Genomic DNA, 18,026 nt, shown 5'->3' with positions numbered 1-18,026 from the left:
GGGCTTCCTCCTATTTTAAATCCCATTCATTGACATTGTTGAACATCCCTAGTCGCAGAGGTTTACCAACAAGAACCTTCTTAGAAACGGCTGCAATTTTCTTCTCCGTATAGAGACTAAGGTGAGGAAGATCGGTATGGTGGATCTCCTGCAACTGATCGTAGATAACCTTTCGTTTAGCGGGATCTGTTTCGGATTCCCCAAGGGTAATTAATTCATCTGCTTGCGGATTTTTGTAGCGCGTATAGTTATTGGCGCTGTCGCTTTTTAAATTCGAGAAGTAAGAGCTTGGGTCGATAAAGAAACTTGTATTGTAAATCGCGATATCATAATCAAATTTGCGTACCTTGGCGATCAAGGAAGGATAGTCGTATTTCTCCGCTTGCACCTTGAAACCGGATTTCTCCAGATTTTCCACCAATAACTCGGATGCATGCTGGCGGATGGCGTTACCTGTAGGAATTAAGACGCGGAGGGGTTTGTTGACGTCCCAATTCGATTCTTTTAGCAAAGCTTTTGCCTTGTCCGGCTGGTAGGTAAACAACTCAATTCGTTTGTTGTAGTTAGGATGGTTGGCGGGTATAGGGCCATCGACAACACTGCCTTGTCCTTTCAGCAGTTGGCTGACGAGAAGCTCCCGATTGAGCGCGTACGGGATAGCCTGCCTAACTTTCAGAGGCACGGTTTCGGTATTGAAAAAAGCAACAAGCGGCTCAGCGGATTCGGAAACGGATACGTCAAAATTAGGCAAAGCTTTCACTTTCTCCAGCTCAGTGATAGGAATTGTGCCAAATGGCAAAGTATTCATATGCAGCTCGCCCGTCTGCAACTGCGGCAATATCGTTTCAGCCGCAACATCTTTGAAAAATATTTTGTCCAGTTTAGGCACGCCACGATAGTAGGAGGTGTTCTTCGCTACCTCAACGTAAGCGCCTTTGACAAACTTGACGAATTTGAACGGACCGATCGTCACTTCAGGGTTTTGAAAGTAAGGGTGAGCATTGATTTGTTCCACGGGCACATCCTTCAAAATATGTTTGGGGATGAAGTAGATCTTGTTGGCAAAGCGCTCCTGCAGAACGGTCAAAGCGATCGGCTGCTTCGTTTTGAGCTCGAAGGTCGTACTGTCAATGACTTTAATGCCGCTGATCGCAGATTTGTCCGAATCCAGTTTGCCAGCCGCATTCAGGCCTTCAATGAAGCTGAAATTAAAGGTCGTATCCACCTTTGCATTCAGGGCTGTTTGCAATGTGAACGCAACATCGTCCGCCGTAAATGGCTGACCATCGCTCCATTTGGCAGCAGGGTCTAGCTTGAAAATAAATGTCTGATTATCTTTGGTTTCAATGGATTTGGCCAGCTTCGGTACAAATTCGAGGTTATCATTCAGATCGTACAAAGGGTCGTTAAAGAGACTGATGACAATAGTTGATGCCCCACTGCCCTGATTATTAATGGGGCTTACCGTTAGCGTTGGACTAAAGGTTGGAATGTAAATGATTTTTTGGCCTTCTGAACTTGTGCCTGTAGGCTTCGGAGAGGTCTCGCTCGTTGTCGTTCCAGTAGTCTGCGAGCTGCAGGCTGCAAGAATGAGCAGCAGTGTTGCCAATAGGAAAAGCATAGCATTGCGGTGTGTACGTTGAATTGACAAAATATATCCCTCCATATGTTTGAACAGCGGCTGTTCGTTGCAGCCGTTTTTCTTTATTTTGACTATTCGTACTATTCCAACTGAAATAGTAGATATTAATCATTCCCAAAGTATAGAGAACTCTAATTTCAATATCCAATATCAAAATTCTAATGATTTATATTGTTCCAAACCTAATAATCAATCCGAACAATACCAAATTCTGGATAGAAAACTTCTATTAGACAGTTGTAAATCGGCAGTGGTAAATTAAGGGACATAATTCACACTTCGTTTATAGGATTAATCAATTATGAGGAGGTTTATTCGAATGAAATCTGTTCATCGCAACACCCTGCTGTATGTACTGCTTGCACTCATGCTGGTGATCTCCGCTTGTGGCGCTTCCGGGCCTACACCATCGCCATCAGCATCATCAGCTCCTGCAACGACAACCAAAGCATCCGATTCCCCTCAAACTCAGGGAGGAAAGGCAGTGTATGTGGGTATCGTCAACGCTCCGATTACGGTAAATCAGATCAATGACCAAGGCGATTCCGCTTCGGATAACGTCATTGCGCTAATTAATGATTCATTGCTCGATCTGAATGAAAAGTTTGAATTCTTGCCCAAGTTGGCCAAATCGGTTGAAACCAAGGACAATCAAACGTTCACGGTTAAGCTGGACCCCGCAGCCAAATGGAATGACGGGAAGCCTTTCACGACGGCCGATGTTGCCTTTACCCTGCAAACCGCTTTGCATCCCAAAGTAGAAACGAATTTCAAGTTGAATTTTATTGAAGGCGTGAACGAAGCGGGGAAGCTCGTGGAAGGAAAAACAGAAATCAGCGGGCTGAAGATCATCGATGAGAAGACTTTTGAAATAAAAACAAAGACACCTGTGGATCCCCTTATTTTCAAAGAGCGTTTCGGAACCAAGGTGTTCTTCCTGCCTCAGCATGTTCTGAAAAATGTAGCTCCAGAGCAGTTGGCAACTCATCCCTATTTCCAGAAACCTGATGTGACCATTGGCGCGTTCAAGTTCACTAATTTTGTGAAGGGGCAGTATGTAGAAGTTGTTAAAAACACGAACTATTATCGCGATGTCGCCAAACTGGATAAAATATTCATTAAAGTTCTGCCTGCGACCAATCTGGTTGCCCAACTGCAAACTGGTGAAATTCAGCTGAATTCCGTGCCTGTTGGACTTATTCCGATTACCGATTATGAGAAGGTGAAAGGTTTCCCTAATGTAGAGCTTGTATCGGGCAACCCCTCTGTTCCACCGGAGATTTTTTTTAACACTGAAAAAATCAGCGACCCGAAGGTTCGTCAGGCCATTGCCTATGCCCTCAACCGGAATCTGATTGTCGATCAACTGCTCAAAGGGCAAGGGGAAATTATTGATGGCGGCATTCCGAGCTACCACCCTTACTACAACAAAGATATTCCGAAATATACCTATGATCCTGACAAAGCGAAGAAGCTGCTTCAAGAAGCCAAATGGGACACAAGCAAGCCGATTCAATTCCTAATTCCTGTGGGCAACAAAATTCGAGAGCAAGCAGCTGATATTCTGGCGCAAAATTTAACGGCTGTTGGGCTCAAAGTGGACGTCCAGAAATTTGATTTCGCGACATTAATTCAGAAGGTGCGCAAAGGCGAATACGATATCACTATTTTTACGCGTGATTTCTATATCGAGCCGAGCTCTTACTTTACCGGGTTCAAAAGCGATAATGCGAGCAATATCACGAAGTACAAAAACCCGATTGCCGATGAATTGATTACGAAAGGAGAGACGGAGTCCGATCCGGCCAAGCGCAAGGATATTTATAATAAGCTTCAGGATACGCTGCATCAGGATTTGCCGTCGATTGCTGTTTATTCGGAGAAACGACTTCTGGCGGTAACGAAAAACGTGATCGTGGGCAAACCGCTGGATATCGGAATGTTTAACAATGTGAATCAATGGGATTTGAAGAAATAAGGATGCCGAGGTGATTGTCGATGGGAAAGAAGCAATTGGTCGATTGGTTGGATGAAAATAAGAAGACGTTCGAGAACCAGGCTTTGCAAATATGGAACCGTCCAGAGGTCGCGTATACGGAGGCATTTGCTTCCAAACTGCAAATTTCCGTGCTGCGGGACGCTGGGTTTACTGTCCTGTCAGGTGTAGGTGACGTGCCGACAGCCTTCGTTGCCGAATATGGCTACGGCTCACCCACTATTGGCATTCTGGGCGAATTTGACGCTTTACCGGGACTGTCCCAGAAGGTAAGCTCTGTTCGGGAGCCGCTTATTGTCAATGGCCCAGGTCACGGGTGCGGCCATAACCTTCTCGGGACTGCAGGTGTGGAGGCCGTGATCGCTCTCAAGGAGCGCCTTGCCGAGGAGAAATTGACAGGGACCATTCGCTATTACGGCTGCCCGGCGGAAGAAGTGCTTTCCGGGAAGACATTCATGGCACGCGCTGGCGTATTCGATGATCTGGATGCTGCCTTAACGTGGCATCCCGGTCATTCCAACACCCCGTGGAACATTCCGAGTTCGGCGCTTACTTCGGTTGAGTTTTTCTTCACAGGCAGAGCCGCTCATGCTGGCGCTGCCCCGCATCTGGGTCGAAGCGCGCTGGATGCTGTTGAGTTGACGAACATTGGGGCGAACTACTTGCGGGAGCACGTTATTGACGGTTCTCGGATTCATTACACCATTACCAATGGCGGTGAAGCGCCTAATATCGTTCCAGACAAGGCGAGTGTTTGGTACTACTTGCGTGGAGCGAATCGAGCTCATGTTGATGAATTGCTTGAGCGGCAGGTCAAGATTGCTCAAGGCGCTGCCCTTATGACTGAAACGGAAGTTACCTGGGAGATTAAAGCCGGCGCTTATGATCTTAATGTGAATGAAACCTTAAATGATCTGCTATTTAACCAGAAAGATGAAGCGGGGCCACTTCTGTTCACAGAGGAAGATTTGGCGTTAGCGGGTGCATTGGCTGCAACACTGGAGCCTTCTTTGCAGCAATACGCTAAGAAACGGCAGAAGGAACTGGGCTTGGCAGAAGATGACCTTCTGCCTACCGCATTCGTTAATTATAAGCCAACAGGCTCAGTTACCGGCGGGGGCTCTACCGATGTGGGCGATGTATCCTGGATTACCCCAACGGGTCAAATCATGACAACTTGCGCCCCGTTTGGTGTTCAGGTGCATACTTGGCAGGCGACGGCTGCCTTCGGCTCATCGATCGGATTAAAAGGCATGCATCATGCCGCCAAGCTGTTGGCACTATCCACCTATGAGCTGCTGACGGATGGAGGGAACTTGTTAAGTCTGGCTCAAGCTGAGTTTCAAAAAAAGACGCAAGGGAAGCCGTACCTGCCAGCTATTCCTGAAGAGGTCAAAGCGCCAATTCTCGTTTGAGGCTATTTCATAAGAAAAGACGGTGTGGAAGATGACGTATTTGCTGGAAATTGACCGGCTCCAGACGGTCTTTCGGACGGGACAGGAAGAAGTAATATCAGTCGATGAGATCAGCTTCAAGCTTAAACCTGGCGAAACCATCGGTATTGTTGGAGAATCCGGCTGCGGGAAAAGTGTAACTTCCTTATCTGTCATGGGGCTTCTGGGTCAAAATGGGCGAATTAAACAAGGCGAGATTCGCTTCGATGGCTCGAACTTGGTTGATCGGCCAGAATCCGAGCTGCGCCGTTTAAGAGGGAAAGATATGTCTATGATTTTTCAGGAGCCGATGAGCTCGTTAAATCCTGTTCTGACCATTGGGAACCAACTGTTAGAAATGATTCGGCAGCATACCAGCCTCTCGCGCAAAGAAGCGAAGGCTTATGCGATCCAAATGCTTCGCAAAGTCGGCCTTCCCCGTGCTGAAGATGTTATGGATGTATACCCCCATACGCTTTCAGGCGGCATGCGTCAACGGATCATGATCGCGATGGCCTTATCCTGCAAGCCCAAGCTGCTCATTGCGGATGAGCCCACGACTGCGCTTGATGTGACGATTCAAGCGCAGATTCTCGCGCTTATGAAGGAACTTCGCGAGGAGAGCGGCGCTGCGATTATGCTCATAACGCATGATCTGGGTGTTGTTGCCGAAATGGCGGACAAAGTAGTTGTGATGTATGCCGGCCAGATCGTAGAGGAAGCGGATGTGTTCACGCTGTTTCGGGAGCCGCAGCATCCCTATACGAAGGGGCTTCTAAACTCCATTCCCCGTGTGGAAGGAGAGGGGGAGCGGCTGACAGCCATTCCTGGCACGGTTCCGTCCATTCAGCGAATGCCCTCTGGCTGCCGTTTCCATACCCGCTGTACGCTGGCAACTGAGCGATGTCAGCAGCAGCAGCCTGACCTCCAAGCAATCGACCATGAGCATCTTGTGAGATGTTGGGTCGCTCAGGAGCAGGCTGCGGTTCAACCCCTTATCCCACATCCTCAGGAGGTCGGCGTATGACAACGAATATCCCCTTGCTGCAAATCGATCGACTAAAGACATACTATCCAATAAAAAAAGGCGTTTTATCTCGGACAGTGGGGCACGTCAGAGCAGTTGACGATGTGAGTCTTACGATTTACGAAGGCGAAACGGTTGGACTCGTTGGTGAATCGGGCTGCGGCAAATCAACGATCGGCCGCTCGATTGTACGGCTGGAAGACCCTTTCGAGGGCCGTATCCTTTTTCAAAATGAAGATATTACACATATTTCACAAAGAGCACTGAAGCCGATTCGCACTCGTCTGCAAATCATTTTTCAAGACCCATTTTCCTCACTGAATCCCCGCCAAAGAATCAATGACATCTTGGCTGAGCCGTTCATTGCTCATCGCTTGGTGGACAGACATCGCGTGCAGGGGGAGGTGGATCGGCTGCTTGATTTGGTTGGCTTGCCGCGTGCCTACAAGATGAGATATCCGCATGAGTTTTCCGGAGGCCAGCGCCAACGGATTGGGATTGCCCGAGCAATTTCGTTTCAGCCCAAGCTGGTTGTGTGTGATGAGCCCGTGTCGGCTCTGGATGTATCCATTCAGGCGCAAATTCTGAATTTGCTTGCGGATTTGCAGAAGGAGCTGAAGCTGACCTACTTATTCATTGCTCATGGTATCGGAGCAGTCCAATATATCAGCACACGGGTTGCCGTCATGTATTTAGGCAAAATAGTTGAAATTGGATATAAGGAAGAATTATTTAAACGTCCTAAGCATCCGTACACCCATATCCTGCTGAATGCCTATCCGACGCCCGATCCAACCTTGCGTTCGAATAAGCGGCTTATTATTCAAGGGGACGTGCCCAGTCCGGCTAATCCGCCTGCTGGCTGCCGTTTTCATACGCGCTGCCCGTATGTTCAGGAGCTTTGCCAACACGAAGAACCGCCGCTGACACCTGGAGCGCATGCGGTTGCTTGTCATTTTCCAATAAATTAGAATAGATTTTCCGTGGCCCGGGATTGGCCAGTTGACCATGCAATTGATTCTTTCACGCGATTATCCAACGTTGATGGGCTTGAATTTTGCAGCAAGAATTAATAACGACTAATTCGGAGGTAATTGGTTATGGCTTTATCTGAGTATCAACTGAAAAAGGGTCCCTTACAGCCGACCTTCATCGAGCTAATGGAAGATGAGCAAGCGACGGATAGTGCTTTGCGGCAGTTCTGGCTCCGCTTTGCAAGGCACAAGTTGGCAGTAGCAGGTCTGTTCGTTACTCTGCTGCTCGTTGTGATTGCCATACTGGCTCCGCTGATCTCTCCGCATGATCCCAAAGAGGTGACAGCAATCTTCTCCGCGAAGCCATCGGCGGTACATTGGCTGGGGACGGATCAGGTCGGCCGAGATGTGCTAAGCCGCCTCATCTATGCGACAAGAGTTTCACTCATCGTCGGGTTTGTTACCGTTTCGCTATACGTGACCTTCGGTACGCTGGTCGGCATCGTGTCCGCCTATTTTGGCGGCTGGCTGGATATGGCTGTCATGCGGATTACGGACATGTTCATGGCTTTTCCTTTTCTGATGGTTACCTTGGTCATCATCAGTGTTCTGGGATCGAATATGACTACGATCATTCTGGTCTTAGCCTTGTTCTCTTGGCCTGGCGTGGCCAGACTGGTTAGAGGAAGCGTGCTGTCGATCAAACAGCTCGATTATGTGAAGGCTGGTGTAGCTCTTGGACTGAGCACACCGCGAATATTATTTCAGCATATTTTTCCTAATGCAATCGGTCCTATCATTGTTAATGCTACGTTCGGCATTGCCTCAGCGATTATGAGCGAAGCTGGGCTCAGCTTCCTGGGCATGGGAGTCAAGCCCCCGACAGCAAGCTGGGGCAATATGCTGACAGATGCACAGTCCTTGACGGTGCTGACAGATCAGCCATGGCTCTGGGTTCCGCCGGGTGCGATGATTTTATTTACTGTGCTTGCGATTAATTTCGTTGGAGACGGGCTGCGTGACGCTCTGGATGCCAGACAATAAGCAGGAAGAGGCTGCCCCAATAAGGTTGAAAACCTTGAGGGCAGCCTCTTCCTGCTATTTGTTTAAGGGCTATCTTTAATCAATGATTTGAAGAATATCGTCGATTTCTTTGCGAGCTAATTTCCCCGGACGCTCTTTGGGGTGTCCAAGGGCGATTACCATATTGATTTGACACTCTTCCGGAATGTCCAAGTAGGCACGAATCTGATCCTGCGCAAGCAGCACAGGGCCTGTCATAGGGCATGTAGCCAAGCCTCTGGCGTGAGCGGCGAGCATCAGGTTCTGGGAGGCCAGACAAGAGCTCTTGATGCCTTCCTCAGCCCATACATGCTCTTCAACAAGTTGAATCGGGTCAAAGATGCGATCGCGGAACTTCGACGCGTAAGGTGTTGCCAAACAAATGATTAAAACCGGCGCACCGGAGAAGGCAGTCGCATAAGGGCCAAATGATTTCACCAGTAAGCGTGCTTCTCTGGAAAGGCCTTTTTGCTCTGCATCCGCTGCACGCGAGTGAAGTTGATCCCACGTTAGTTGTTCGATGTGTTTAATTTTGTCGGTATTTCGTATCGCCACGAACTTCCACGTTTGGGAATTCGTATCGCTTGGCGCATAGCGGGCGCAATCGATAATTTCACGAATATCCTCCGTAGAAACGGCTTGCTCTGTAAAATTACGGACACTGCGGCGTTCTAAAACAATCGCTTTGAAATCGTCATAATTCATATGAAACCTATACCTGCCTTTGCAACTCAATTTGACCTAATACTTAATACTTGGTACTAAGACTTTATGCATATTATAAGGCACTTGTTATTGCAGCACAACTGTATCGCCTTCGTTCAGGCCCTTGACGACTTCTGTTTTCTCCGGAGTTTCCATGCCGATTTCGATTTCACGGCGCTCTACGCCTTGCGGCGTCTGCAGCATCACATAATAAATCTCTTTTTCGTGCATCACAGCTAACGTCGGCACGACGAGGGTACTTGTTTTTCGTTCCGTTTCAATCGTACCGGTGAGGCTTAAGCCGGCGATGAGTTGATCGCTTTGTTCTAAGGAAATGGTAACCTCAAATTGCGCGGAACCAGAGCCTTGATCCGTGCCGGATTTAGCAAATTTGGATACTTTTTCAACCTTGCCTTGGAGTTTCTTTGATTTCAGTGCTTCAACTTTGACTTGCACCAGCATGCCTGGCTTGATCCGGAACACATCGAACTCACCCACCGTACTGACTAGTTTCAGTTTGGTTAAATCGACAATTTTGCCGATTCGCACGCTTTCTTCAACTGATTTAGGGATTTTGGCAGAATCCTCAAACAGGAAAATGCCATCTTCCGGGGCCGTGTAGGAAGCTTGCTCCACTTTCTCTTGCTTCTTTGCGAGCTGAAGCTGAATGGAGGAATCTTTCACCTCGTTGAGCTGATCTTGAATTTTACGAGCTTCGACTGCGGCGAAGCGGCTTCTGGCGTCATCTTCGCCAACCGCTCCCGCGGCTACGCCGGTTGAATCGCCTTGCGGTCCGGCAGCTTTGAAGTTGGCCAGATCTGCTTCCAACTTTTGCTTTTTCAAGGTTGTTTGGAGGCTGGCAATTTCAGTCCTGAGCGGAGTGGCATCCAGCTCGAATAACAGCTGACCTTTGGTCACTTGAGCGCCGTCTGCCATATTCCATGCCTTCACCTCGCCTGTGAAAGGAGCGTAGACGCGCGTTTCTTTTTCGTACGATGATTTTCCTTTGACTTCAATACTATTAATCAAGTCTTCTTTGGTTACTTTAAATTGCAGAACATTCATGATCGATGCAGCATCCATATCCTTGGCACTTTTTTGCTTGGGATGGCTGCTAACATAGAGAAAGCTGCTGATACCGCAGACGATGATTGCAGAAAGAAGCAGGATCCATGTTTTCTTTTTCCTCATACCGGTAATCTCCTATTCTCGTTTAATAGCGGTTAAAGCATCTGTTCGGGAAGCTTTCACTGCGGGATACAGCCCGGATAAAACCCCAGTCATTATGGCAAAAAACATACCGACAGGGAGAATCCAGAAGCTGATAAATAAAATTTCCGCGGGTTCCGCTGAACCCGTGGAGCCGAATCGGATAATGATGAGATTGATGCCCCAGATCACCCAATAGGAGAGGAGAATGCCGACGAAACCTCCGAGCATGCCGAGCAGAGTCGACTCGACAATAAACATATTGCGGATTTGGCTTAAATTCGCGCCAAGTACTTTCATAATGCCGATTTGTCTGCGGCGCTGATGGGTGGACATGGTCATGGCAACGACAATCGATATCGAAGCAACGAACAAAACAAACAGGCCAACACCAGTGAGCAGCAGACGGATAATGGCGAATTGGCCTTTCATCCGATCTTCCTGAAACAAATTAGTTTGCGTATTCAGCTGGAGCTTTTTGATCCATTCATCCACTTGTTTCACATTGGTGCTGCTGTCGACCTTCACTTTGACTTCCGAATAACGCGGCTGCCCATTCGTAGTTGCTTTGTTTAGCGACTCTAGGATTTTGAGACCTGTTTGATGCGAGACATAGGCTGTTTTGTTGCCTTGCAGCATATATGCGGGCAATCCATCGGGCTTTTGGAGTATCCCTGACACACGAACTGTCATTTCCATCGTTGGCTTGACGGAAGCTCCGTTTTGGTTGTCAGACTGTCCTCGATCATTATTCGCTTTCAGCAGAAGTTGTTTCTGATATAGCGGATAAGGGAGCACATCCATTTGACGAAACGTTTCGGATTGTTCCTTGCTTGGATTTTGCTGCATGAGTTTATTGCGGACTTCTATTGTTTTGCTATCCATGACGCCGAGTGTGGCCCCGTAGCCTAGCACAATCTGAGTGTTCTGATCGCCTGGACCTCCCTGTTGAAATTTGGCGTCGAAATCTTCCAACGCATTCAGCTCGGTTGCTTTAAGATCCAGGTAGCTTTGTTTGCCATCATCAACCGTAAAGCTGAATGAACCTAAGTCTTGAAAGCTTGCAACGGATTTCACATGTGGAAAAGTACGTATAAGATCGAGTTTACTAGCTGTTAACGCAGCTGCGCTTTTTGGATCTCCGCCTTGATTTACGATCATTATTTCATCTGTCTTGAGATAAAAGCTCAACTGTTTTTGACTGTAATGCTGAATCGATTCGCCAAAGCCGAGAGCTACTATGATGGAGGCGGAACCGATGGCTATGCCAACCGTACATAGTGCAGTTACTACTCTGCGCCGCTGCAGCTGATCCCAGCCAAGACGAAGGTAATCCCTAAGCTTCATCCGGCCTCACCTTCCTGTTTGTGTTGTTCTACCAGATAGCCATCGCGGAGCTGCAAAATACGCTGCGTGCGGCCTGCTACCTCAAGCTCGTGGGTGACGATTACGAAGGTGATACCTGAGTTCTGGTTCAAATCTATCAACAGATCGATAATCTCTTTCTCTGTTTTGGTATCCAGATTCCCTGTAGGTTCATCGGCGAAGACGATCGCCGGTTTGGTAATCAAGGAACGTGCAATACTAACACGCTGCTGCTGTCCCCCGGATAGTTGCGAAGGAAACATTTCGGATTTGTCCCCGATACCGACTTGCTGCAGGAGTGCCATGGCCCTTTGTTTGCGTTCTTGGCTTGGGGTGCTTTGGAAAACTAAAGGGAGCTCGACGTTCTCGCGGACGGTTAGATGAGGGATTAATTCATAAGATTGGAAAATAAATCCGATATGCGTACGTCGAAATTCCGCCAAGCGGTTTTCGTTCATTTTCTCAATAGCTTGTCCAGCGATTAAAATACTTCCGTGGGTAGGCTTCATGAGGCCTGCCATTAAGTTCAACAGCGTAGATTTTCCTGAGCCGGAGCTGCCGAGCAGAGCAACCATCTCTCCTTGCTCTACTCGGAAATTAAGCTCATGAAGAACGTGGGTTTCTTCTTGCCCTGTGCGGAAGCTGTGAGATAACCCTGCAATGGTTAACACGTAACCAGTCCCTTCTTTTTACAAATTCATTACCTGCCTGGCAGGCTTTCGTTGTTTTGGAACAGGTGTGTGCCCAGGAATCCAATCGTTGCGACGATGGATAGACATGCGGCAAACACATAGACGGTGCTCCCGCCAGCAGCATCAAATATCCAGCCGCCGAATGTTCCGCTAATGAGGCCGGCAATGCTGGACCAAGCTACCGCAAAAATAGCTTGCCCCGAGGATCTGTACTCATCGGGAATCAGTTGGCTGATGTAGCGATTAGCTGTGAAAAGGAAAATACCGAACGTTAGGCTGTGCAGCATTTGGATCCAAATGACCCAGCTAGGATCTTGAATGGAACTCATGATGAAAAAACGCAAGGCATAGATGAGGCCGGCAAAGGCCAGCAAAGGTAATTCTTTGAACCGGTGACCATGCTTGCTCAGGAAGAAGAAGACTGGAATTTCACTGAGTGCCGATGTCATCCAGGCATAGCCAATGAGCGAATCCGAAGCGCCGAGCTGCCTCATGTAGAGCGCTAAGAAACCGTCATTGAAGCGATGAGAGACTGACATGATGATAACGAGCACCAGAAACCAGATGAACTTTCTATTGCGCAGAATATCCACTACGCCGCTAAAGGCCATCTTCTTGCCGCCTTGACGGGCATCTTTGAGCAAGAATACGATCACAAGCGTACACGCAATCGTGAATAGGCATAGAATCGGCGTAAGACCTGTTCCGTAGTGTCTGAGAAGCAGTCCAAATCCTCCTGCAGACACAGCGAAGCCGATAGAACCATAAACTCGAAAGGATGCGTAGCTCTTGCCGCTAGTTCGAATACTGAGCATGATTTGACTGTCATTCAACGAGTTTACAGGCTGTTGGAAAAAGAAAAATGAGGCTAAACAAACGTACAATAGCGAAAACCAACCTGCGGTAAACACAAGGATGGCCGTCACTAATTGCCCCAGGATGAGAATAATCATGATTTTCTTAATCGTTTGGAAACGATCGCTCAGGAAACCCCACAATAGGTTGGTTGCAATGCCAATGAGCGGCCCGATGGCGTACAGCAAACCGATTTGGATTTTGGAATATCCCTTGTAATCAAAGTAAAGCGGGAAAAAAGTAACGACAATTCCCATCGTCATAAAAAAAGCAAACGTGAACAGACGCAATAGCGAATCATCTGATTGTATAGGTATAGACGTACGCATAGGAGGCTATCACTCGATTTCTTACAAATTTTTCGAAAAAATACTTGGTTGCTGATCTTCAGCGGTTCGTTTCAGCACATAAACGACTACAACGAGTTCGGCTAACATCCCGACAGATTGCGCTAATGCACCAATCATTCCGTTCCAGTCAGGGACGAATACAATGGAAATGAACAGTGTTAAGATCGTTGTTATAGCATTCGCAGATTGGGAAAAAACCATGATTTTTGTTTGACCGCGCAGCATAATGATGCCATTCATATAATCAAGCCAAGGAAACACTATCGTCATGATCATAAATATACGCATCGCACGCAGGCTGGCATGCATAAGTTCGTTGTTTACTCCCATAACATGGGTCATAAACCAAGGCCCCAGTGCTGTATACGCCAGAATGGCGATAAGTGTTCCAGGAATAAAACTGAGCAATAAGATGAAACGGAAGACGTTATGCGCATCTTTGCGATAGAAGTTTAAAACGATTTGATGAATATAGGAAAAAAAGCTTAGCACAAGTTGGGTTAAAGAGCCTGCAATCGCAAAAGAGGAAATCGCCAAATGGATGTGCGTTGTTTTTCCTAAAATCGCATTGATCGCAGGACCGATGACAACAGCAATGACAGATGAATACAACAAAGGTTTATAGAAACTGAAGATCTGTTTCTTGGTCTCGATCGGATGGCCGGGCGCTTTCTCCGGAATTACCTTGCGCAGCAGACTTGATCCTTCCCATATAGCGACAATTGCTTCAATCACCATGCCTACAAGAAAAATAATAGCCCCAACACGTCCGCTGGAGACATTATCTGTTGTGATAAAGTAAAGTGACAATAGATACATCGCGAGGATGCGCACGCACATTCCGATCGTCAACCACTTGGTTCGCATATTAAAAATAATAATGCCATGAAATAAGCAGCGTAATCCTGAGAAAATACTTACGTACATGAGAATGCGATAGACACTTAACGTAGTTTCTAATAATTCGCGTTCTACGCCAAAGAAATAAAGAAAAACCCATTCTCCTACAGGGGTGTAGCATATAATGAGACCAAGCAAAATAATGCAGGCAAATACATAAGAACTGACCGCAGCCATCGCTCGAAAGGATATGCGATCTCGTACGAGGGCGGAACAAGCTTGTCGCAGCAGGACGACTGGTTTTTCTGTCAAGCCTAGCAGGCTCAGAGGGAGTGCATAGCTGGCGATGACCATTTCGGAGTTATCCGCACGGGCCAAAGTGCTGTTAATAATAACATGCGAGAGGGTAACAAGTGTTGCCGAAAGTCCGAGGGGTAGAAAAAAGGAGATGAGCTGTTTCCATGAGATGTTCTCTTTCACTGTCGAAACTATCATCTAAATCTCTCCTAACTAAATTTCCCTTCTAAAACATTATTTTAGTATACCAGAAAATGAAATCAGGTTGACATACAATTTTAACTGGAAACCAAAGGTTTGAAGTGATACATTTAAAGGTAGAATGTTTCATGATAACGACTTAGTCGTTAGGCACGGCAAGGAGGTAACACATAGGAATGGATGGCTATTTTCATTATAATGACAGGTTAGGCATTGAGACTCCCGTTTTGGATGTCGAATGGGAATCTTACCCTTCAGAGGTTCGCGTTGAAATTTTACTGCATTGGGAACAAATTCGCGGTGCGATCCCGGACCGTATCATGAAGCTGGAGGCTTCGATTATTTATAAACAAAATCAGCTGGACAGAGAAGACGATTTTCCAACCTCATGCCGGTTAAATTCCGAAATCGCTGATCTGGCTTCTATCATAAATGATCTTCACCTTTGGTTCCGTGTTAATCAGGATTTGGAATCGAAGACCCACCATTAATGGTTGTTAATGAAAGGGAGAGTGACTGGCATGCATAGCCATAAAGATGGGGCCACTTGGCTGGAAGCTATTGCGAAGCCGTTGTTGGAGCATTTACCAGCCCTATATCCGATTGAAGAATGGGATGTAGCCATGGATGATAGGATTGACGCGCTGTTGCCAAATATGATGACACTTGGAAGTCCTGAGCAAGAGCCTTATGGTCAGGCGATCAAAGCGGGCCTCTATTTGCTCAATGAGAGTCTTGATAAATCACATGATATTGCCCAGGAAATTACGAATGCAACAGGCAGTTATTGGCATGCTTTGATGCATCGGATGGAGGGTGATTACAGCAATGCGAAATACTGGTTTAACGATGTCGGTCATCATCCTATTTTTTCTAACTTAATTGGTTGTGTAAGAGATTATTTAACGGTCAAAGATTTAGTCGAATTAGACAATGATGCGCTTTGTCAAAAGCTTGAAGTGCTGATCACTTCGCCTGTGTGGAATCCCTGTGTATTCATCGATGTAGTAGAGCTGCAAGTGTCATTGGTTCAAAATCCTACGGTCGATGGTTGGTTGCGCCATATTCAACGTTATGAGATGCAGCTGCTGCTTCAGTATTGTTACGAACAAAGTTGTGGAGGAAGTCTGCTTGAAGCAATTGGACAAAAGTAGCATAAAGGTTCCGCAAGGCCCACTCCGTTTGATGCTAAGGGTATATCGATACATCTTGCCTGATGTCAGTGAACAACTGGCTATATGGAAATCGAAAGCGGCCAATATCCCCGATCTGGAACTGCAGACACAAGCATTGGCCAGTATCGCAACGAAACAATTCCATTGCCAAGGCGGTGCTGTGTATGCGGCAGCTAACTTGCCAATGCGTCATGTCCTTATCCCACTTATCGTTGCTTTCCAGACCATCAGCGACTATCTAGATAATCTTTGTGATCGCAGCACTTCGCTCGATCCGTTGGATTTCCGTCAACTTCATCAATCCATGCTGGACGCTGTCAACCCTGCCAAGCCCTTGAACGATTATTATGCTTACAGGCAGGAGAAAGAGGACGGAAACTATTTGGCTGATCTGGTTATGAAGTGTCAGAGCTGTATCGATAGCCTGCCTTCTTATGCCAAAGTAGCTGATCAGGTACGTGAATTTGTTGGCTTGTATTGCGATTTGCAAGTGTACAAGCATATTCGCAAGGATATGCGGGAGCAGGAACTGCACCAATGGTGGGAACAACATCATCATAACTATAGTCAAATCTCATGGAATGAGTTTGCAGCAGCTACGGGGTCCACGCTAGGCATGTTTATGCTTTTTCTTGCTGCATGCGATCCTCAATTGAGCGACGGGCAGGTTCATTCAATTCGAGATGCCTATTTCCCTTATGTATGCGGACTTCATATTCTGCTTGATTATTTAATTGATCAGGAAGAAGACATACAGGGGGGAGATTTGAATTTTTGCACGTATTATCCTTCCATGGATGTTACAGTGGAGAGAATTGCCTTTATTGTGCAAGAGGCTCGCAGTAAAATTTTGTTCTTGGAACATCCGCGATTTCATCGTATGATAATCGAAGGTTTGCTTGCACTGTATTTATCCGATCCCAAGGTCAACGGTCAGCAGCAAGTGAAGAACGTATCGAAGCGTCTTATGAAAAATAGTCCATTAACAAGGTTGTTTTTCTGGCTAAATAGCATGTTTATTCGAACGACATCATGAATGTCAGGCACAAGAAATTGAAGGAGGAAATGAAATGTCAGCAGTAAAGTCAATTGCAGTATTAACTAGTGGAGGAGATTCACAGGGCATGAATGCAGCCGTACGTGCGGTTGTAAGAAGCGCGCTTTTCCATGGCCTAGAAGTCTTTGCCGTACAACGTGGGTACCATGGTCTAATCAATGATGATATTCGTCAAATGGATTTGCGCAGCGTAGGCGATATCATTCAACGTGGGGGAACGATTCTGCAGACGGCGCGCTGCAAAGAGTTTATGACACCGGAAGGTCAACAGATCGCAGCGGATAACTTGCGTAAACGCGGAATCGACGGATTGGTCGTTATCGGGGGAGACGGTTCCTACCAAGGAGCGAACAAGCTTAGTAAATTAGGTATCAAAACGATGGGATTGCCAGGCACGATTGACAACGACATCCCGTTCACTGATTTCACAATCGGTTTTGATACAGCGGTTAGTATTGTGGTGGATGCGATCAACAAGCTTCGCGACACGATGACTTCCCATGAGCGTTCCTCTGTTGTTGAAGTAATGGGACGCCATTGTGGAGAGATCGCTCTGTATGCTGGACTAGCTAGTGGCGCAGAAACGATTATCGTACCCGAAGTAGAAGTTGATCTTCATGAGGTAGCGACACGGATGAAAGATAATTTTGCTCATGGCAAACGCCATAGTATCATTCTGGTGGCAGAGGGAGCGGGCAACGGCGACGGGATTGCCAAAGAAATTACGAAGGTTGTTGGTATTGAGCCTCGCGTAACGGTTCTTGGCCATATTCAACGTGGTGGAGCGCCTACGCACAATGACCGTATTTTAGCTTCCCGACTGGGAGATTTTGCTGTTCGCAGACTGATGGAGGGCGATTCCTCCAAAGCTTGCGGCGTGATCAAAGGCGAATTAGTCGCAACGGATATTGAGTTGGTTGTGAATACGAAACGAGAGTTCAATATGGAACTTTACGAATTGGCAAGCCGCTTATCGCAATAATTCGATGGTACGATTTAACTATTGACCATTGGTTTAACTTTGGCTATAATAACGAACAACGTACAAATCGACATTAGGTCTGTGAAGAGCATCCAACTCGGAGACGTTTGTGATCGGAACAGCTAAGGCAGCTTGGTTGTTCTCTAAATAGACCGGCACCGCCC

The 18,026-nt window shown here is 47.0% G+C and carries 16 protein-coding genes; 9 read left to right on the top strand and 7 right to left on the bottom strand.

Features of this window, described 5'->3' with window-relative positions; all coding sequences use genetic code 11:
• Window positions 1-10: 10 nt before the first annotated feature.
• The gene (locus tag IEY34_RS06175) at window positions 11-1,651 is read right to left on the bottom strand and encodes an ABC transporter substrate-binding protein (RefSeq protein ID WP_229757495.1); all 1,641 of its coding nucleotides are present in this window, start codon (window positions 1,649-1,651) and stop codon (window positions 11-13) included.
• A 310-nt stretch (window positions 1,652-1,961) separates the two neighbouring features.
• Here IEY34_RS06175 and IEY34_RS06170 point away from each other — a divergent pair, with 310 nt between their 5' ends.
• The 5 genes from IEY34_RS06170 (at window position 1,962) to opp4C (ending at window position 8,116) form a co-directional block, all read left to right on the top strand.
• On the top strand, window positions 1,962-3,620 hold the full coding sequence (locus IEY34_RS06170) for an ABC transporter substrate-binding protein (protein WP_189009137.1): 1,659 nt from the start codon (window positions 1,962-1,964) through the stop codon (window positions 3,618-3,620).
• Window positions 3,621-3,640: 20 nt separating this feature from the next.
• Window positions 3,641-5,053 (top strand): amidohydrolase, encoded by a 1,413-nt coding sequence (locus IEY34_RS06165; RefSeq protein ID WP_189009134.1) that lies wholly within the window; start codon window positions 3,641-3,643, stop codon window positions 5,051-5,053.
• Window positions 5,054-5,084: 31 nt separating this feature from the next.
• Window positions 5,085-6,098, top strand: a complete 1,014-nt coding sequence (locus tag IEY34_RS06160; RefSeq protein ID WP_189009131.1) for an ABC transporter ATP-binding protein — start codon at window positions 5,085-5,087, stop codon at window positions 6,096-6,098.
• Window positions 6,095-7,069, top strand: coding sequence for an ABC transporter ATP-binding protein (locus tag IEY34_RS06155; protein WP_189009128.1), 975 nt, complete (start codon window positions 6,095-6,097; stop codon window positions 7,067-7,069). Before IEY34_RS06160 ends, IEY34_RS06155 begins: the two co-directional genes overlap by 4 nt.
• A 189-nt stretch (window positions 7,070-7,258) precedes the next feature.
• A complete protein-coding gene (gene opp4C / locus IEY34_RS06150; protein WP_189009569.1) occupies window positions 7,259-8,116 on the top strand; it encodes an oligopeptide ABC transporter permease in 858 nt (285 codons plus the stop codon).
• Between the two features lie 75 nt (window positions 8,117-8,191).
• On the opposite strand, the gene IEY34_RS06145 is transcribed toward opp4C, so the two are convergent.
• The 6 genes from IEY34_RS06145 to IEY34_RS06120 all read right to left on the bottom strand — a co-directional run bounded on the left by IEY34_RS06145 (window position 8,192) and on the right by IEY34_RS06120 (window position 14,645).
• Entirely contained in the window at window positions 8,192-8,839 is a 648-nt protein-coding gene (locus IEY34_RS06145) for a nitroreductase family protein (RefSeq protein ID WP_189009125.1), read from the bottom strand.
• Window positions 8,840-8,926: 87 nt separating this feature from the next.
• Complete coding sequence (locus IEY34_RS06140; protein ID WP_189009122.1) at window positions 8,927-10,030, bottom strand: efflux RND transporter periplasmic adaptor subunit; 1,104 nt, start codon at window positions 10,028-10,030, stop codon at window positions 8,927-8,929.
• A 12-nt stretch (window positions 10,031-10,042) separates the two neighbouring features.
• A complete protein-coding gene (locus tag IEY34_RS06135; protein ID WP_189009119.1) occupies window positions 10,043-11,395 on the bottom strand; it encodes an ABC transporter permease in 1,353 nt (450 codons plus the stop codon).
• Window positions 11,392-12,084: an ABC transporter ATP-binding protein gene (locus IEY34_RS06130; RefSeq protein ID WP_189009116.1), complete on the bottom strand. Its 693-nt coding sequence runs from the start codon at window positions 12,082-12,084 to the stop codon at window positions 11,392-11,394. Before IEY34_RS06130 ends, IEY34_RS06135 begins: the two co-directional genes overlap by 4 nt.
• A gap of 29 nt (window positions 12,085-12,113) precedes the next feature.
• Complete coding sequence (locus IEY34_RS06125; protein WP_189009113.1) at window positions 12,114-13,289, bottom strand: MFS transporter; 1,176 nt, start codon at window positions 13,287-13,289, stop codon at window positions 12,114-12,116.
• A 21-nt stretch (window positions 13,290-13,310) separates the two neighbouring features.
• Window positions 13,311-14,645 carry a multi antimicrobial extrusion protein MatE gene (locus IEY34_RS06120; RefSeq protein WP_189009111.1) on the bottom strand — a complete coding sequence of 445 codons (1,335 nt, stop codon included), beginning with the start codon at window positions 14,643-14,645 and terminating at the stop codon, window positions 13,311-13,313.
• A 179-nt stretch (window positions 14,646-14,824) separates the two neighbouring features.
• On the opposite strand from IEY34_RS06120, the gene IEY34_RS06115 reads away from it, so the two are divergent.
• Genes IEY34_RS06115 through pfkA form a run of 4 tightly spaced genes read left to right on the top strand, consistent with a single transcriptional unit; the run spans window position 14,825 to window position 17,862 of the window.
• A complete protein-coding gene (locus IEY34_RS06115) occupies window positions 14,825-15,139 on the top strand; it encodes a hypothetical protein (RefSeq protein ID WP_189009109.1) in 315 nt (104 codons plus the stop codon).
• A gap of 30 nt (window positions 15,140-15,169) precedes the next feature.
• Window positions 15,170-15,802 (top strand): hypothetical protein, encoded by a 633-nt coding sequence (locus IEY34_RS06110; protein WP_189009107.1) that lies wholly within the window; start codon window positions 15,170-15,172, stop codon window positions 15,800-15,802.
• Between the two features lie 31 nt (window positions 15,803-15,833).
• Entirely contained in the window at window positions 15,834-16,859 is a 1,026-nt protein-coding gene (locus IEY34_RS06105) for a tetraprenyl-beta-curcumene synthase family protein (protein WP_189009566.1), read from the top strand.
• A gap of 34 nt (window positions 16,860-16,893) precedes the next feature.
• The gene (gene pfkA / locus IEY34_RS06100; protein WP_189009105.1) at window positions 16,894-17,862 is read left to right on the top strand and encodes a 6-phosphofructokinase; all 969 of its coding nucleotides are present in this window, start codon (window positions 16,894-16,896) and stop codon (window positions 17,860-17,862) included.
• Window positions 17,863-18,026: the final 164 nt, after the last annotated feature.

Origin of the sequence: Paenibacillus marchantiophytorum (assembly GCF_014640555.1) — a bacterium.
GTDB classification, from domain to species: domain Bacteria; phylum Bacillota; class Bacilli; order Paenibacillales; family NBRC-103111; genus Paenibacillus_E; species Paenibacillus_E marchantiophytorum.
This window is presented reverse-complemented; position numbering and strand designations above follow the sequence as displayed.

Excerpts from the sequence above, each read along its gene's own strand:
- IEY34_RS06125 (WP_189009113.1), bottom strand. The coding sequence starts at position 13,289 with ATGCGTACGTCTATACCTATACAATCAGATGATTCGCTATTGCGTCTG.
- IEY34_RS06160 (WP_189009131.1), top strand. The coding sequence starts at position 5,085 with ATGACGTATTTGCTGGAAATTGACCGGCTCCAGACGGTCTTTCGGACG.
- IEY34_RS06140 (WP_189009122.1), bottom strand. The coding sequence starts at position 10,030 with ATGAGGAAAAAGAAAACATGGATCCTGCTTCTTTCTGCAATCATCGTC.
- IEY34_RS06155 (WP_189009128.1), top strand. The coding sequence starts at position 6,095 with ATGACAACGAATATCCCCTTGCTGCAAATCGATCGACTAAAGACATAC.
- IEY34_RS06135 (WP_189009119.1), bottom strand. The coding sequence starts at position 11,395 with ATGAAGCTTAGGGATTACCTTCGTCTTGGCTGGGATCAGCTGCAGCGG.
- IEY34_RS06145 (WP_189009125.1), bottom strand. The coding sequence starts at position 8,839 with ATGAATTATGACGATTTCAAAGCGATTGTTTTAGAACGCCGCAGTGTC.
- IEY34_RS06170 (WP_189009137.1), top strand. The coding sequence starts at position 1,962 with ATGAAATCTGTTCATCGCAACACCCTGCTGTATGTACTGCTTGCACTC.
- IEY34_RS06110 (WP_189009107.1), top strand. The coding sequence starts at position 15,170 with ATGCATAGCCATAAAGATGGGGCCACTTGGCTGGAAGCTATTGCGAAG.
- pfkA (WP_189009105.1), top strand. The coding sequence starts at position 16,894 with ATGTCAGCAGTAAAGTCAATTGCAGTATTAACTAGTGGAGGAGATTCA.
- IEY34_RS06105 (WP_189009566.1), top strand. The coding sequence starts at position 15,834 with ATGCTAAGGGTATATCGATACATCTTGCCTGATGTCAGTGAACAACTG.
- IEY34_RS06120 (WP_189009111.1), bottom strand. The coding sequence starts at position 14,645 with ATGATAGTTTCGACAGTGAAAGAGAACATCTCATGGAAACAGCTCATC.
- IEY34_RS06165 (WP_189009134.1), top strand. The coding sequence starts at position 3,641 with ATGGGAAAGAAGCAATTGGTCGATTGGTTGGATGAAAATAAGAAGACG.
- opp4C (WP_189009569.1), top strand. The coding sequence starts at position 7,259 with ATGGAAGATGAGCAAGCGACGGATAGTGCTTTGCGGCAGTTCTGGCTC.
- IEY34_RS06115 (WP_189009109.1), top strand. The coding sequence starts at position 14,825 with ATGGATGGCTATTTTCATTATAATGACAGGTTAGGCATTGAGACTCCC.